A 15,879-nucleotide genomic window follows, 5' to 3' on the forward strand; every position below is an offset into this window, starting at 1 on the left:
TGCCAAACCATTCTTCCCCGCCCGGAATTTTTCCTGGACGGTTAAACACTCTTATTAGTTTGCCATAAATATAAAACCCTGTCAATATTTATTTAGTCAATAATCCCGGTCACGACGCCGGCGCCTACAGTGCGGCCGCCTTCACGGATGGCAAACCGTAAACCTTCTTCTATGGCTATGGGCGTAATGAGCTCGATGCTCATGCGGATGTTGTCCCCCGGCATCACCATCTCTACACCTTCCGGTAGCTTCACTACACCCGTCACATCCGTCGTCCGGAAGTAGAACTGCGGCCGGTACCCGTTGAAAAACGGTGTGTGCCGCCCTCCTTCTTCTTTCGTCAGTACGTATACTTCGGCGTTGAATTTCGTGTGCGGTTTGATGGACCCGGGCTTGGCCAGTACCATCCCCCGTTCTACTTCTTTGCGCTCTACGCCCCGCAGCAGCGTCCCGATGTTGTCCCCCGCTACCGCTTCGTCTAATATCTTCCTGAACATCTCTACACCGGTCACTACCGTCTTCCTTATCTGGTCCCTTAAGCCTATTATCTCTACTTCATCCCCTACCTTCACTTTCCCGCGCTCTACCCTGCCGGTGGTCACCGTGCCCCGGCCCGTAATCGTGAATACGTCTTCGATGGGCATCAGGAAGGGTTTGTCAACATCCCGTTCCGGCGTCGGAATGTAGCTGTCTACCGCGTCCATCAGTTCCCAGATATGGCTGCACCATTCGCATTCCCGCTTGCCGCAGCCGCATTCCATCGCTTTCAGTGCGCTCCCTTTCACAATCGGAATCTCGTCTCCCGGGAATTCGTATTCGCTTAACAGTTCCCTCACTTCCATCTCTACCAGCTCTAACAACTCCGGATCGTCTACCTGGTCGACCTTGTTCATGAAGACTACAATATACGGCACGCCTACCTGCCGCGCTAAAAGTATATGTTCCCGCGTCTGCGGCATGGGACCGTCCGCCGCCGATACTACCAATATGGCGCCGTCCATCTGGGCTGCTCCCGTGATCATGTTCTTTACGTAGTCCGCGTGCCCGGGGCAGTCCACGTGGGCATAATGCCGCTTCTCTGTCTCGTACTCTACGTGGGCCGTGGCTATGGTGATGCCCCGTTCCCGCTCTTCCGGCGCTTTGTCGATCTGGTCGTACGCTGTCGGTACTGCACCCCCCGCTTTCGCCAGACAGAAGGTGATGGCTGCCGTCAGCGTCGTCTTGCCGTGGTCTACGTGTCCTATCGTCCCTACGTTCACGTGGGGTTTCTTGCGCTCAAATTTTTGTTTGGCCATGTGTCGTTTTGCCTCCTCCTAAAATAGCATTACTATTCGCTTCCCTTGCGCCGCGCCTCTTTCACGTAGCCGGGCGTGGCTATCCCAAAAGATATTTCTACATTAGTTAGCCTTTTCCTGCTTGTACCCTGTATATTATTACCCCAGTGCTGTAAAATAATTCCGTTAACAGGTTGCTTTTACCATACAAAAAGATATGATAGACTTACATCTAACTGCCATATTGTTGAAGGGAGAGGGCCTAGCCATGCCCGTCCTTTTCTTAATCCTTTTATCCGTCTTCCTGGGGGCCGGGGCCCAGATATTATTTAAAGTCGGCGTCCTGCAGCTAGATACCCTTAAATTTAATATTCCGGGGATCACCGGCTTGCTTTTCAGCCCTTACATCCTGGGGGGACTGGCAGCTTTTGCCGCCAGTTTCCTCCTCTGGCTGAAAGTCCTGGCCGAAGTCCCTTTAAGTTATGCTTATCCCATGGTCAGCCTGGGTTATGTGTTTGTCTTTTTGTTCTCCTGGTTATACCTGGGAGAAAGCATACCGGCCTTACGAATCGTTGGGCTGGCCTTAATTATCGGCGGCATCCTTCTTATTTCCCGGAGCTAATTTTTACGTTTTAAGATAAAGCCGCGTTACCGGGCTTTGCCAGCCACACTGGCTGGATAAATAGCAGGCAGGTGATATTTAAATGCTGGATTTTCATTTGGAAGATATAAAGGCTAAAGTAAAACAGCATCAAAGAGGGCTCCTGGATGCCCGCCTGTATGCTAAATCAGCCGTCCTTTTACCCCTGCTAAAAGAAAATGACGGTTCCCTCTCGCTCCTTTTTGAAGTACGTTCCCACAATTTAAAAACCCAGCCCGGCGAGATCTGTTTCCCCGGCGGACGCCTTCAACCCGGTGACAGGAGTGAGAAAGAAGCAGCCTTAAGGGAAACCTGTGAGGAATTGGGTCTGGCCGCGGATTCTATTGCAATCTGGGGCGGCCTGGACATCCTGGTTACTCCCTTCCAGCAGGTCATCTATCCCTTTGTCGGCCTCTTACAAGAGCCCCAAAACATCAGCCCCACCCCCCTGGAGGTGGAGGAAGTCTTTACGGCACCGCTAAATCGGCTCCTGAAGCTCACCCCTGAATATCATGAAATTACGTTGCAGGTGCAACCACCCGATGATTTCCCCTTCCATAAGATCCCCCATGGCCGGCAATACCCCTGGCGCCGGGCCACCTGGCCTGAGCTGTTTTACGATTTTGAAGGGCGCATTATCTGGGGGCTGACCGCCCGGGTCCTGCACCATTTTCTTAGTATTATCAGGCAGCCCGGGAAACTCTAACGTTCTATAAATAAAACAAAGCCCCTGGCCTCGCCTGTTGGCGCAACCGGGGGCTCACCAGCGTGTCTTGAAGGGTATCCGCGTAATGAACGCTCTGCCAGCTGGTATACGAGATAGGAGGGAGCCAGCCGCTCCCTCCTACTCGATTGCTAGTTACCAAAGAAGAGCAGGATGAGAACCAGGAACAGGATCAAGGCCCAGCTGCCGGAGAAACCTGGTCCGAAGAAGCCGCCCACGGTTATTCCTCCTTTCCCTAATACCTAACCTGGATTATTAACCAGGGTTAGTTGCCAAAAAAGAGCAGGATAAGGATCAGGAACAGGATCAAGGCCCAGCTACCCGAGAAACCTGGTCCGAAGAAGCCGCCCACGGTTATTCCTCCTTTCCCTGGTAGTTAGAAGCGTTAATTACCGAAGAACAGGAGGATCAGTATCAGGAAGAGAATAAAAGCCCAATTGCCGAAAATGCCGTCTGCCATCCTGTGGTCCCCCTCTCCACTTTCTCCAGGTTTTACTTTAAGTTATGCCAATGCCTGCCAGGAGGTTACACCCCCAGAAAAAAACCGGCAGCTTACCCGGGCTAAACGAAGATAAATAAAACGATCAACAGGAACAGAAAAAGGAATACCAGACCGCCATCGGCCAAAATGTCCCGTCCCTGGGCTTCAGGCTGGATCTGGACTTCAGCCATGATGCCACCCCCTCTGAAAATAGATGCGGCCACCACCATGTTTTTCCTGCCTTCAGGCCCTTTAAAACAGGCTTATAGGTCTCTCTTGGTAGTTTATGTATTGCTTACGCCTGTGGTTACCCAATAAAAAATCCCCCACACAGGGGGGATCGGGGCCGGATAATTTTAATTAAACATTAAAGCGAAAGTTAATAATATCACCATCCTGGACGATGTAATCCTTGCCCTCCAGGCGGACAAGGCCTTTTTCCTTAACTTTATTCATGTCACCCAGCCTTGCCAGGTCACTAAAACTTACCACCTCAGCACGAATAAAACCCCGCTCAATATCGCTATGAATCTTGCCAGCAGCGGCCCGAGCAGTTGTTCCTTCTTTGATAGTCCAGGCGCGGACCTCATCTTCCCCGGCCGTAAGGAAGGAGATTAATCCCAGGCGGCGGTAGATGGCCCGGGCCAGGCGGTCAATACCCGGTTCGGTAATGCCCATTTCTTGTAAGAATACTTCCCGGTCGGCTGGTTCCAGGCGGGCTATTTCGGCTTCCAGTGCCGCGCAAAGGGTTAAAACCGGGATGCCCCGGGCGGCAGCGTAAGCCTCAACCTCTTCCTGACCTTCATAATGGCCTTCCCTTAGCTGCCCCTCGTCAATATTGACCACAATGATCATGGGCTTGGTGGTTAAAAACCCCATGTGACGTAAAGCCTGCCATTCTCCGGCCGTAAGACCCGCTTCCAGTAGAGGCTTTTCCGCCTCCAGGGCTTCCTGGCAGCGGCGTAAGGCGCTTTGTTCGGCCAGCAGGTCGCCCTTAACTTTCTTGCTGGCGGCAATACGTTCCAGCCTGGTTTCCACCAATTGCAGGTCAGCCAGCAGGAGCTCGGCATTGATCATCTCCAGGTCCCGCACCGGATTGAGGCTCCCCTCTACATGGAGCACATCCTCCCGGTGAAAGGCCCGGACGACATGAATCAGGGCATCAACCTCCCGGACGGCAGCGAGGAAAGCCGCCCCGCTGCCGCGGGTTAATCCCGGTACATCAATAATCTCCAGGGTGGCAGGGGTAACTTTACGCGGGTGATAAAGGGAAGCTAGAAAATCAAGACGGGGATCGGGAATAGGGGCAGTCCTGATATTGGTTTTTGTCCGGCCAGCAAAGGCCGAGGTCTCCACCTCAGCCTGGGTTAAAAGGTTGAATAACGTCGTTTTGCCTACCAGGGGCAGGCCAATGATTCCACAGGTAAGGGCCAACTCTCTTCACCTCGGCTACAGTATAACAACTCCGGTGCCAAAAGGAAAGGCCGGTACTTATAATTTTTCAGGACAATAAAAAAAGGAGCATACTGCTCCTTTTATAAATAAAAATATTATGGAGCCCATAACCGGGATTGAACCGGTGACCTCCGCCTTACCAAGGCGACGCTCTACCGACTGAGCTATATGGGCATGGTTGCGGGGGATGGATTTGAACCATCGACCTTCGGGTTATGAGCCCGACGAGCTTCCAGCTGCTCCACCCCGCAACATTATTTTGGTGGAGGGGGCTGGATTTGAACCAGCGAAGGCTGCGCCAGCAGATTTACAGTCTGCCCCCTTTGGCCAACTCGGGAACCCCTCCATATTTCCTTTTCAGACGCAACAGTAATTATAGCATCATGTTTTGAAGGCGTCAAGCCCTTTTTGCCGGTAATTACTGGCTATTATCCCGCCGTTCCAGATAACGTTCCAGCTTGCGTTTTACGCGCTGGAGGGCATTATCGATAGATTTGACATGGCGTTTCAGATCCACGGCAATCTCCTGGTAGGATTTCCCTTCCAGGTAGGACATTAAAACTTTCCACTCCAGGGAGCTTAAAATCTCGCCCATTTTTTCTTCGATGTCAACAAATTCTTCCTGGCTGATGATTAATTCTTCCGGGTCGGTAATCTTGGAACCGGAAATAATGTCCAGCAGGGTGCGATCGGAATCTTCGTCATAAATGGGCTTATTGAGGGAGACATAAGAGTTCAGGGGGATGTGCTTTTGCCGGGTAGCCGTTTTGATGGCGGTGATAATCTGCCGGGTAATGCACAGCTCGGCAAAGGCCCGGAAGGAGGATAACTTGTCGCCGCGAAAATCGCGGATGGCCTTGTAAAGGCCAATCATCCCTTCTTGCACAATATCTTCCCGGTCAGCGCCAATGAGGAAATAGGAACGCGCTTTCGCGCGGACAAAATTACGGTACTTATTAATCAAATATTCCTGGGCTACTTCATCACCTTCCTGGGCCAGATAAACAATGTCTTCATCCCCAAGAACTTCATAGGGTTGCCACGGTTCCTGCTGTACATTGACACTCATGCCAACGCCTCCACCCTGGATTTCCAAGAACCATAGTAACAAAAGGAGGCCTATATCTTGTCCAATAACATCAATAATTATACAAGAAACCTATCTCAACCGCAAGAGTTAACTACTGGCTACCGGCGCCGCCAGTTTTCCAGAACTTTAAGTGTTTCCCCTTGGAGGCGTCCGTCGATGGAGTTTCTCTGGATACCCTTCTGCCCCTCTCTGGCCATCTCCCGGCGGGCGTTTTCAATGTAAGCCTTTAACTCGGCAACCGGTAAGCGGAGAGCCCCGCCTCCCAGGATCATGCGCTGCTCGGCCGCATCGGAAGTAGCTACGTAAACCTGGCCCTGGGTATTAAGGGTCCTCACAAGTTTCTCGATGACGGCATCCGCCGTTTCTCCTTCCTGGCTATAAATTATCTCTACCCCGCCGATTTTTTCCTTTTTTTCTCCTGCCCCGGAAACCCGATGGGCATCAAAGACAACTATTACCTGCCCTCCCCAGTAGGCCTGGTAATTAATTAACTCTGCTATTAGTTTATCGCGGGCATGGGCAAAACTTGACTCTTCTTTTAGCTTAACTAATTCCGGCCAGCTATATAAAAAGTTATAGCCGTCAACAATGAGCACATCAGGCACAGGTTCACCCCGCTTCATACCGGGCAACAATACCTCTGGCGCACTACCTCATACATTAAAACCGTAGCTGCGGCAGCAACATTTAATGAGTTAATTCTCCCGCGCATGGGCAGTCTGACGATAAAATCACAGTGGGATCTGACCAGGGGGGAAAGCCCCCGACCCTCGCTGCCAAAGACCAGGACCAGGGGTACAGTAAAATCGCTGGTAAAGGCATCCCTTGTACCATCGCCCTCGGCGCCAACAACCCAGATGCCTTCCTTCTTTAGTTTAACTATGGCCTGGGACAGGTTGGTTACTCTGGCTACAGGGAGATACTCCAGGGCTCCGGCAGCAGCCCGGGCCACGGCTGTAGTTAACCCTGCCGTACGCCGCCGGGGAACAATGATGCCGTGGGCACCGGCAGCCTCTGCGGAGCGCAAAATGGCCCCCAGATTATGGGGATCTTCTACCTGATCCAGCATGATTAAAAAGGGGGGCTCCCCTTTCTCCCGCACCAGGGATAGGAGGTCCTCAAGCTCGATATAACTTTTGGCCGCAGCCAGGGCTACCACTCCCTGGTGCCGGGCTCCTGCCACTCTATCCAGGACCGACCTGTCCACCCGCTGGACAGGGACGCCCTGGCTTCGAGCCAGGGTGAGTATCTCGCTAATTGACCTCCCTTCCAGCCGGAAAGCCATTAAAATCTTGTGCAAGGGCCGGCCGGCCCGCAGGGCTTCCCGGACCGGGTTGCGGCCGGCAAGAATATCGTCCATCAAATTTCCTCCCTGGCACGAACAACTGGTGCCCGCCCACAACTCCGGGACCCTTCGCGGCAAACGCCCTCCGTCTCGCAGGCGGGCCCGGCATAGCTAAAAATGAGGGGAGCCACCTTTCTCACCTGCTCCCTCATTTTTAAGGCCAGCTCCCGGATTTCCCACTGGGCCCGGCTACAGCAACGCAGGCGGAAAAAATTAAACAAACTGCGGGCATTAAAGGTACATACCAGCTTGGTTTCGCAGGCATTTGGTAACAGGTAGCGGGCATCTTCCCGGGGAACCAGCTCCTGTATTTCATGATATGCCTTTTGTAAGGCCCGCATACATTCCTGATAGCGAGCCAGGGCTTCGGGGATGGCGGCGATGCTGGGAGGGATAATGTAGGTAAAATCATCTTCGTTGACGTAACGCTGGGATTTCTGGGAATAGGAAGCTATGCGGTGCCTTACCAGCTGGTGGGAAAGGACGCGGCTAACTCCTTCTATGGCAAAGGTAAAGGTGATATGCTCCAGGGGGGATTCATGACCCAGGGATATTAGCAGGCGCAGCAGCCTCTCAACTTCGTCTTTATCCATTTCGGCCATCAGCCTGCTTGCCCCACGTGGCGCGTAACAAAGGCGAGCGGCTGCTGCGACCAAACGCTCTGGATCCGGGGTATGGCTGATGAGTTCAACTTGCATTTTATTCCTCTCCCTGTTATACTTCCGCCAGTTCAAAAATGAGCCGGGTAAGCTCGTCCAGCCTCTGCCACTCGCCCTTCAGGTACAGGTAACCGAAGAGGCTTTCCAGGGCTGTACTGGAATGGTATTCCTCCGGGACGGCGCTGCGGGGCAGATGCCCCGGCCGGGCATTCCGCCCCCGGCGCAGGATGTCCTTTTCCGCAGCCGTCAAATGGGCCTCCAGGGCCGGTACTAACCTGGCCTGGCCGGCGGCCCGGACAAAACGCACGGCTTCCCGGTGCAATTGCTCCAGCCTGGCGGGGCCGCGGCGCACCAGGTGGGTGCGGACCAGCAGTTCGTATACGGCGTCACCGACGTAGGCGAGAACCAGGGGCGAAAGGCCGGCAACGGGATCCACTGCCTCCACTCCTTAACTTTTCTTCCAGCGGGGCCCGCGGGGGGTGTCCTCCAGGATTATCCCCAAGCCCTTGAGACGGTCGCGAATGGCGTCGGCCGTGGCCCAGTCTTTGCGCTGCCGCGCTTCCTGGCGGATACTTAAAATGATGTCCATAAGACCTTCCAGGAGGGCATCATTCACCTGCTGGTGAGACCGACCAAAGAGGCCCATAACGTTTTCGCCCAGTTCTTCAAAAACCGTAGCTGCCTTGATAACAACCCCGGCGTCCGGACGGGTCGTCCCACCCAGGTAGGTATTGATCTCCCGGGCCAGGTCATAAAGGGCCGCCAGGGCCCGCGCCGTATTGAAGTCATCATCCAGGGCGGTCATAAACTCCCGGCGCAGTTCTTCAACCCGGCCGACCAGGGCAGCACCCTCTTCGCCGCTGGCCGTTGAACTACCGTCACCAGCCAGGTGGCAGCGGGTCTCGTTTAAAAGACGACGGGTATTTTCCAACCGTTCCAGGCCCTTCTCTGCAGCCAGGAGCCCGGCGTCATCAAAGTCAATGGGGCTGCGATAATGGGTTGAAAGTAAAAACAAGCGCACGGCCAGGGGCCGGAAACGGCTGGTGATGTCTCTTACGAGGAAAAAATTGCCTTTTGACTTAGACATCTTTTCCTGGTTGACGGTGATAAAGCCGTTATGCAGCCAGAAACGAGCAAAGGGGCAGCCTGTCCCGGCTTCTGCCTGAGCAATTTCATTTTCATGATGGGGGAAAATGAGATCGGCGCCGCCGCCGTGGATATCGAATCCTGGCCCCAGATATTTCAAGGCCATGGTGGAGCACTCAATATGCCAGCCCGGGCGGCCCGGTCCCCAGGGGCTATCCCAGGCCGGTTCGCCGGGGCAGGCGGCCTTCCAGAGGGCAAAATCCAGAGGGTTGCGCTTGGCGGTATTGACCTCCACCCGAGCACCGGCCCGCATCTCTCCGGGGGTACGCTTGGACAGGCGACCGTAGGCGGGAAACTTTTCTACTTCAAAGTAAACGTCGCCCCCGGCTTCATAGGCAAAACCACGCCGCATGAGCTCTTCGATGGCGGCGATTATATCTCCTATATGCTGGCTGACCCGGGGATAAAGGGAGGCCCGCTTCACATTTAGAGCATCGGCGTCGCGGAAAAACTCCTGGATATAACGATCAGCTAAACTTAAAGCCGGTACTCCTTCTTCCCGGGCCCTGTTGATGACCTTATCATCGATGTCGGTGAAATTCTGGACATACAAGACGTCATAATTCCGATATTCCAGATAACGGCGCAGGGTGTCAAAGACCACCAGGGGCCGGGCGTTGCCCAGATGGATATAGTTGTAAGTAGTGGGCCCGCAAACATACATCCGCACCCGGCCCGGCTCAGACGGTGTGAACTCTTCCTTTCGTCCCGTCAGCGTATTGTACAGGTAGATGCTCATCCTTGCTGGCCTCCAATTCTTCGATCCTTTGTTCCAGACGCTGGATCTGGCGTTGCAGGCAGAGGAGCATTTCGGCAACCGGATCCGGCAGTTCGTCGTGGCGGAGATCGATTTCGCTGACTTCGGCATCGGCAATTTTGCGGCCGTTACGCACAACTACCTTGCCCGGTACGCCGACCACCGTACAGTTGGCGGGTACATCACGTAAAACTACGGAACCGGCCCCTATTTTAACATTATCGCCGATAGTAATATTCCCCAGGACCTTGGCTCCGGCGCTGATGACGACGTTGTTGCCAATGGTAGGGTGGCGCTTCCCCTTTTCCTTGCCGGTGCCTCCCAGGGTAACTCCCTGGTACAGGGTAACATTATTGCCCACTTCTGCCGTTTCGCCGATAACCACTCCCATGCCGTGATCGATAAAAATGCCTTCCCCCAGTTTAGCTCCGGGATGGATTTCAATGCCGGTCAGGAAGCGGTTGATCTGGGATATAAACCTTGCCAGCAGCTTCATTCCATGGCTGTAAAAGAAATGGGCGATGCGGTGGAGGAGCAGGGCATGAAAACCGGGATAACACAGGATGACCTCCAGGAGGCTCCTGGCTGCCGGATCACGCTGGAAAATAACTTCAATATCTCTTTTTAGCTGCCGCCACAAAGTTAACAACCTCCTCCCTATAATATAAAAACCTTTCATCCCGTCAGGGACGAAAGGCCGCGGTTCCACCCTGCTTGGAGAATTGCTCTCCCTCTCAGCGGGCAATATAATGCCCAGGCCAATAACGGGGCCGGCCGGCAGAACCTACTTCACTTTCAGCCCTGCAGCTCCCAGGAGCACTTCAGCGCCCGGTATCAGGGTCCACTTCCAGCCCATGGTGGTCCCTCTCTGGTGATCCCTGGTACGCCTACTCTCCCTGCTCATAGCCATTAGCGCAATAAATTTTAAGTCAGAAACATTATAAACCGGGGCGTTCATCACTGTCAAGTAACAGGACGCTGGCCTGGGCGGCAATACCCTCCCCCCGCCCGGTAAAACCCAGGCCTTCGGTCGTGGTGGCCTTGATGCTGATCTGACCCTTTTGAACCTCCAGGGCCCGGGCTATTCGTTCCCGCATGCTGTCAATAAAAGGTGCGAGTTTGGGTTGCTCGGCAATGATAATGGTATCGGCATTGCCCAGCCGGTATCCCGCCTCCCTGACCATACGGTAAACCTCTTGCAGGAGAACCAGGCTGTCGGCGTCCTGATAACGGGGATCACCGGGGGGAAAATGCCTGCCGATATCCCCCAGAGCCGCCGCACCCAGCAGGGCATCGGCCAGGGCGTGAAGCAAAACATCGGCATCGGAATGACCGGCCAGGCCGAGGGAATAAGGGATTTCGACTCCGCCCAGGACCAGGCGCCGGTGAGGAACCAGCCGGTGGACATCAAAGCCGCAGCCGATGCGCATTAACTATCACCTGCCATAAGGGCCCGGGCCAGAACCATGTCGCCCGGGGTGGTAATTTTAATATTGACTTCTTCTCCTGGAACTAATTTCACCGGGTAACCCGCCCTTTCCACCAGGGCCGCATCATCGGTAGCCTGCCAGCCGTTAATTTCAGCCTCCCGGTAGGCCGCTGCCAGCCACTCCCGGCGGAAAACCTGGGGCGTCTGTACAGCCCAGAGGCCCCGGCGTTCCAGGGTGGCAGTAACCAGATCCTCGGTATTACCCCGCTTAATGGTTTCTTTAACCGGCAGGGCCGCAATGGCCGCCCCGGTATCCCGGGCCGCGGCAATTACCCGTTCCAGGAGGGCCGGACTCAAAAAAGGCCGTGCACCATCATGCACGGCCACCCACTCCGTCCCCGGTGCTACGGCCTTAAGGCCGGCGGCAATGGAATCCTGCCTTTCCTTGCCACCGGCGACTATTTGCCTCACCTTCCGGTAAGGACCTGTGGCCACCACCCGATGGCACAGGGGGATATCTTCCGGCCGGGTAACGACGATGACTTCATCTACCAGCGGGGAGGCCTCGGCTACCGCCAGGGTGTGAGCCAGGATGGGTTTGCCTCCCAGGGGCAAAAAAACCTTATTACTGCCAGCCCCCAGCCGCCGGCCCTGGCCGGCGGCGGCCACAATCAGGCTTAGGAAAGGCACTGGTACTCACCCCGCTCCAGGGCCTGGTGGTTGGAACTTATTTTACGTTCCGGCCCCTTGGGCCGGGCAAAAATCATCCGTCCTGCTGCTGTTTGCAGGACGCTTGTTACCATAACGGCGATAGTCTGGCCAATATAGCGGCGCCCATTTTCGACCACAATCATGGTGCCGTCGTCCAGGTAAGCTACCCCCTGGCCAATCTCTTTGCCATCCTTGATAACCTGAACAGTCATTTCTTCCCCAGGTAAGACAACAGGTTTGACGGCATTGGCCAGCTCATTGATGTTCAATACCCGTACGCCCTGAAGTTCGGCGACCTTATTCAAGTTGAAATCATTGGTCAGGATGGGTGCAGCCAGTTTCTGGGCCAGGCGGACGAGCTTGCTATCCACCTCCGTCAGGTCTTCAAAGTCAACTTCCAGGACTTTGACATTTACACCCATTTCCTTGCGAATTTTATTGAGGATATCGAGGCCCCGCCGGCCGCGGTTACGTTTCAACAGGTCGGAGGAATCAGCTATGTGCCGCAATTCTTCCAGGACAAAGGAGGGTATTACAATGGTGCCTTCAATAAAGCCGCTTTTAATTATATCGGCGATACGGCCGTCAATGATAACGCTGGTATCCAGGATTTTGGCTCCCGGTTTCCCACTATCAATTTTACCTTTTTCCCGTTCCTTGCCACCCAGGCGGGGAATGAGGTTAAACAACCCCCAGACTTCGTCCTTGCGCTTGGTGCCCAGGCTCCAGCCCAGGTAGCCAAAGAAAAGGCTGCCGGCCATAGGAATATAGGGGCCCACCAGGGGCAGGTGAAAAAAAGAGGCCCCCAATAAATTAGCAATTATAAGTCCAAAAATAAGTCCTAGGGAACCACTGATTATTTCCTGGGCCGGTATCCGCTGCAACCTTCCTTCCAACCAGCGCGTCGACTGGGTGACAAAATTAATCAAGCGCTGCGCCAGGCTATAGCCAGTTAAAGCTGCAATCAGGGTTACCAGGGCCAGCAGGGTCAAACGCAGGCCCGGCAGCGGCCTGGACCCCCAGCTCTGCTGCCATATGGTCAGCCCCAGTTGGGCCGCATAAAAGCCCGTCGCTGCCGCGACCAGGGCTATGGCAGCCCGTAAAATCCGGTATAACATATGCTTTCACCTTCTTTACTCTCTTTCTTTTCAATTTTTCCTCAACCCGCCCCATCTTATACCATCGGAACCATCAGGCTAAAAGTTTTTCCTACGAGCTAATATTAACTCACTTGTTAAACTAACGGGCATTTTCCAGCTGCGCTCAGTTGAAACATCCCTTGCTACCCTCCATGCGGGCAGAACCGTGCTAATTAGAATTATAACATGAATTTAAACCATCAAACCGAGTTCCAGGGCCTCAACCACTGACCGTACAGCATAGATTTCGTAATCACTCTGGTTTATAAGACGGCTCTTATTCCCCGCCGGGATAAGAAAACGCTTGAAACCCAACCTGGCTGCTTCTTCTATACGCCTTTCAACCTGGCCTATGGCCCGGACTTCACCTGCCAGGCCGACCTCCCCTAAAACTAAAGTTTCGGCCTCTACCGGCCGGTCTTTAAGGCCGGAGGCTATGGCCAGGCATATGGCAAGGTCGGCTGCCGGCTCATTGATGGCGATGCCCCCGGCGACGTTAAGGTAAATGTCATAGCCGCCCAGGTGTAATCCCGCCCTTTTTTCCAGGACTGCCGTAAGCAGCAGGGCGCGGTTAAAATCGACCCCTGTGGCCAGCCGCCGCGGGTTGCCAAAGGTGGTCGGGCTTACCAGGGCCTGGATCTCCAGGAGTAAGGGACGGGTCCCTTCCAAACAGGCCACCACACTGGAGCCGGCAACACCGGCCGGCCGTTCGGCCAGGAGCAGCTCCGATGGGTTGGCCACTTCCTTGAGCCCCCCGGTAACCATCTCAAAAATCCCGATTTCATTGGTAGAACCAAAACGATTTTTGGCAGCACGCAGGATCCGGTAAGCCTGATAACGTTCCCCTTCCAGGTAGAGGACAGTGTCCACCAGATGTTCCAGGACCCGGGGACCGGCCAGAAATCCTTCTTTGGTGACATGACCGACCAGGATTACGGCCGGGCCGCCACCTTTTGCCAGGCGCAAGAAACGCGCCGCACATTCCCGCACCTGGGATACGCTCCCTGGCGCTGCCTGGATAGCGGGCAGGAACATGGTTTGAATGGAATCTACAATGACTGCTACCGGGCTTAAACTTTCTATCCCGGCCAGGATGGCTTCTACATCCGTCTCGGCCAGGAAATAGATCTCGCCGTGGAGGGCGTCCAGGCGCTGGGCTCTGAGCCTGACCTGCCCGGGAGATTCTTCGCCGGAAACATAGAGGATCTTGCCGTACCTGGCGGCAAGCCTTTGGCCCACCTGGAGGAGTAAGGTCGACTTGCCAATGCCCGGCGCCCCGCCGACCAGAATTAGAGAACCCGGTACCAGGCCACCACCCACTACCCGGTCCCATTCACCCAAAGTACTTATCAAACGCTCACCGGTAATATCGGAAATATCTGCCAGCAGGGCGGGAGACGCTTTCAATCCGGTCGCGCGGCTTATTCCTTCCAGGGGTAAAACTTCTGCTACCAGGCTGTTCCAGCTGCCGCAGGCCGGGCAGCGGCCTAAAAAACTTAAGCTTTCATAACCACATTGCTGGCAGACAAAACGCTCTTTTGTTTTCGCCAGGAAGATCACCTCCCCCAGGCATTATACACCAACTACCCGGGATTGGGAAGTACTGCCAACCCAGGCCTTTTCTTCCTTGGCTGTCTGAAGACGGCGGCGATGCCACCGCAAGTACTCTTTAACCCGTTCGGCGGTCAAATTCAGTACCTGGTCCTCGTCAATTCCGGCGCTGCGTGCTACCTGCCAGGCCCGGGCAAAATTGCCCACGGCCGTGAAAACATGGGCGTCGCTATTTAAAGCTACCCAGACTTTATGTTTCTGGGCCAGCCTGGCCAGGAGCTGGCAGCGGGGCAGGCTGCCAGGCCGGCTGGTATTAAAGGAATTGTTATTGATCTCCAGGGCTTTATGCTCGGCAGCGGCCGCCAGCACCAGCTTTTCTATATTCAGGGGAAATTCAGGATTGCCCGGATGGACGATAATATGTACCCGCGGATTCCTTAAGGCCGCCAGGGCAGCCGTGGTATATTCTTCCTCGGAACGGTTGTCAAAACCTGTACCCGTATGAAAGCCAGCCAGGACAATGTCCAACTGGTCCAGCAGGCGGTCTGGCACATCCAGGTGCCCCTCTGCATCCAAAATGTTGGCTTCCACGCCGCGGAGAATTTCTACGTTGCCAATCCGGCGGGGCAGGGCTACCAAATTTTCAAAGTGATATTCATGGGGTCCGCCAGGCATTTTGAGGCCGTGATCGGTAATGGCAATCATCTTCAGCCCCCTTTTTTCAGCAGCTTCAGCCAGTTCCTTAACAGTACTGTAACCATGACCGCTGGCAATAGTGTGGGTGTGGAGATCCGCTTCCAGGTGCACTTGCCTCACTCCTTTTTTATTTTTTACTCCTGTTAGCTTACCACAAGATTATTAAAGGAACATTAGAGATGCTTAATCTTCTGTCTCTATCCATAAATTGGTAAAAATATTACAGCTTAAGAATACATACTGGCTGCCAGCGGGGGCACAATATTAACAGCAGGGTCGGCCAGGGCCGAGCCCAGAAAATTATCGGGTCCCTATGACGGGCTCGGTAATTTTCGGCCAAAGGTCGCTAGCAGGTCAAAGGGCTTGCTGGCCGGCCGGCGGGCAGATCAGCAACTGTTCGTCACGGCTTGCCGTTGGTCCGGAGATTAATGGCAGGTCGGTAAGGATGGTTGCTGGTCGAGCTAAGATGACCATAGTTGCCGCAAGGCTTTTGCGCACCAAAAAGCTGGAGGTCCCTAAAGGTCGAGAGATCTTTACGGGCTTCCCAGGTAGCTGTGGGCGTCGAGCAAAGGTTATTGTAGTTGCCGTAATGGTCTGTGGCAGCCGAAAGGTTGTCGCCGGCTATGCAGGTAGCTGCAGTAGCCGGAGTTAAGGTTCTGACCGGCTCTTTAAAATGAAGGCCCTCCTTAAAAGGAGTGGCCTTCATTTTATAGCTAAAAAAGTGGCCCAGAAGACCTGGGCTCAAAGGGATATATATTATAAGGAGGTCAGAGGACACCTGA

General features: G+C 54.4%; 16 protein-coding genes, 3 tRNA genes and 1 other annotated feature. Of the genes, 2 read left to right on the forward strand and 17 right to left on the reverse strand.

Annotated elements, in window-relative coordinates; genetic code table 11:
• Positions 1 to 92: 92 nt before the first annotated feature.
• A complete protein-coding gene (tuf, locus tag MCACP_RS13910) occupies positions 93 to 1,295 on the reverse strand; it encodes an elongation factor Tu (protein WP_406677336.1) in 1,203 nt (400 codons plus the stop codon).
• A 247-nt stretch (positions 1,296 to 1,542) separates the two neighbouring features.
• On the opposite strand from tuf, the gene MCACP_RS13915 reads away from it, so the two are divergent.
• Together MCACP_RS13915 and MCACP_RS13920 are read left to right on the forward strand one after the other, a co-directional pair.
• Positions 1,543 to 1,896, forward strand: a complete 354-nt coding sequence (locus MCACP_RS13915; RefSeq protein ID WP_406677337.1) for an SMR family transporter — start codon at positions 1,543 to 1,545, stop codon at positions 1,894 to 1,896.
• Positions 1,897 to 1,993: 97 nt separating this feature from the next.
• Complete coding sequence (locus MCACP_RS13920) at positions 1,994 to 2,620, forward strand: NUDIX hydrolase (protein WP_406677338.1); 627 nt, start codon at positions 1,994 to 1,996, stop codon at positions 2,618 to 2,620.
• An 859-nt stretch (positions 2,621 to 3,479) separates the two neighbouring features.
• On the opposite strand, the gene ychF is transcribed toward MCACP_RS13920, so the two are convergent.
• The 16 genes from ychF to MCACP_RS14000 form a co-directional block, all read right to left on the reverse strand.
• Positions 3,480 to 4,553: a redox-regulated ATPase YchF gene (ychF, locus tag MCACP_RS13925; protein WP_406677339.1), complete on the reverse strand. Its 1,074-nt coding sequence runs from the start codon at positions 4,551 to 4,553 to the stop codon at positions 3,480 to 3,482.
• Between the two features lie 119 nt (positions 4,554 to 4,672).
• A tRNA-Thr gene (locus tag MCACP_RS13930) sits at positions 4,673 to 4,748 on the reverse strand.
• Position 4,749: 1 nt separating this feature from the next.
• Positions 4,750 to 4,825 (reverse strand) — tRNA-Met (locus MCACP_RS13935).
• Between the two features lie 9 nt (positions 4,826 to 4,834).
• Positions 4,835 to 4,920: transfer RNA gene (locus tag MCACP_RS13940), tRNA-Tyr, on the reverse strand.
• Between the two features lie 72 nt (positions 4,921 to 4,992).
• Positions 4,993 to 5,643 carry an RNA polymerase sporulation sigma factor SigH gene (gene sigH / locus MCACP_RS13945; protein ID WP_406677340.1) on the reverse strand — a complete coding sequence of 217 codons (651 nt, stop codon included), beginning with the start codon at positions 5,641 to 5,643 and terminating at the stop codon, positions 4,993 to 4,995.
• 119 nt (positions 5,644 to 5,762) lie between these two features.
• Positions 5,763 to 6,269: an NYN domain-containing protein gene (locus MCACP_RS13950; RefSeq protein WP_406677341.1), complete on the reverse strand. Its 507-nt coding sequence runs from the start codon at positions 6,267 to 6,269 to the stop codon at positions 5,763 to 5,765.
• Positions 6,270 to 6,283: 14 nt separating this feature from the next.
• Complete coding sequence (gene rlmB / locus MCACP_RS13955) at positions 6,284 to 7,024, reverse strand: 23S rRNA (guanosine(2251)-2'-O)-methyltransferase RlmB (RefSeq protein WP_406677342.1); 741 nt, start codon at positions 7,022 to 7,024, stop codon at positions 6,284 to 6,286.
• The gene (gene thyX / locus MCACP_RS13960; protein WP_406677343.1) at positions 7,024 to 7,707 is read right to left on the reverse strand and encodes an FAD-dependent thymidylate synthase; all 684 of its coding nucleotides are present in this window, start codon (positions 7,705 to 7,707) and stop codon (positions 7,024 to 7,026) included. The genes rlmB and thyX overlap by 1 nt, the downstream gene beginning before the upstream one ends.
• A 16-nt stretch (positions 7,708 to 7,723) precedes the next feature.
• Complete coding sequence (locus MCACP_RS13965) at positions 7,724 to 8,113, reverse strand: Mini-ribonuclease 3 (RefSeq protein ID WP_406677344.1); 390 nt, start codon at positions 8,111 to 8,113, stop codon at positions 7,724 to 7,726.
• Positions 8,114 to 8,116: 3 nt separating this feature from the next.
• The gene (gene cysS / locus MCACP_RS13970) at positions 8,117 to 9,547 is read right to left on the reverse strand and encodes a cysteine--tRNA ligase (protein ID WP_406678761.1); all 1,431 of its coding nucleotides are present in this window, start codon (positions 9,545 to 9,547) and stop codon (positions 8,117 to 8,119) included.
• Complete coding sequence (gene cysE, locus MCACP_RS13975) at positions 9,495 to 10,211, reverse strand: serine O-acetyltransferase (RefSeq protein WP_406677345.1); 717 nt, start codon at positions 10,209 to 10,211, stop codon at positions 9,495 to 9,497. Before cysE ends, cysS begins: the two co-directional genes overlap by 53 nt.
• A gap of 42 nt (positions 10,212 to 10,253) precedes the next feature.
• Positions 10,254 to 10,484: a binding site (T-box leader), on the reverse strand.
• Positions 10,485 to 10,509: 25 nt separating this feature from the next.
• Positions 10,510 to 11,001, reverse strand: a complete 492-nt coding sequence (ispF, locus tag MCACP_RS13980; RefSeq protein WP_406677346.1) for a 2-C-methyl-D-erythritol 2,4-cyclodiphosphate synthase — start codon at positions 10,999 to 11,001, stop codon at positions 10,510 to 10,512.
• The gene (gene ispD / locus MCACP_RS13985) at positions 11,001 to 11,690 is read right to left on the reverse strand and encodes a 2-C-methyl-D-erythritol 4-phosphate cytidylyltransferase (RefSeq protein WP_406677347.1); all 690 of its coding nucleotides are present in this window, start codon (positions 11,688 to 11,690) and stop codon (positions 11,001 to 11,003) included. Before ispD ends, ispF begins: the two co-directional genes overlap by 1 nt.
• A complete protein-coding gene (locus MCACP_RS13990) occupies positions 11,678 to 12,829 on the reverse strand; it encodes a PIN/TRAM domain-containing protein (protein WP_406677348.1) in 1,152 nt (383 codons plus the stop codon). Before MCACP_RS13990 ends, ispD begins: the two co-directional genes overlap by 13 nt.
• Positions 12,830 to 13,042: 213 nt before the next feature.
• Positions 13,043 to 14,401, reverse strand: a complete 1,359-nt coding sequence (gene radA, locus MCACP_RS13995) for a DNA repair protein RadA (protein WP_406678762.1) — start codon at positions 14,399 to 14,401, stop codon at positions 13,043 to 13,045.
• 21 nt (positions 14,402 to 14,422) lie between these two features.
• A complete protein-coding gene (locus MCACP_RS14000; RefSeq protein ID WP_406677349.1) occupies positions 14,423 to 15,208 on the reverse strand; it encodes a phosphatase in 786 nt (261 codons plus the stop codon).
• Positions 15,209 to 15,879 lie beyond the last annotated feature (671 nt).

The organism is Neomoorella carbonis, assembly GCF_045278715.1.
In the GTDB taxonomy this organism is placed as follows: Bacteria; Bacillota; DSM-521; order Neomoorellales; family Neomoorellaceae; genus Neomoorella; species Neomoorella carbonis.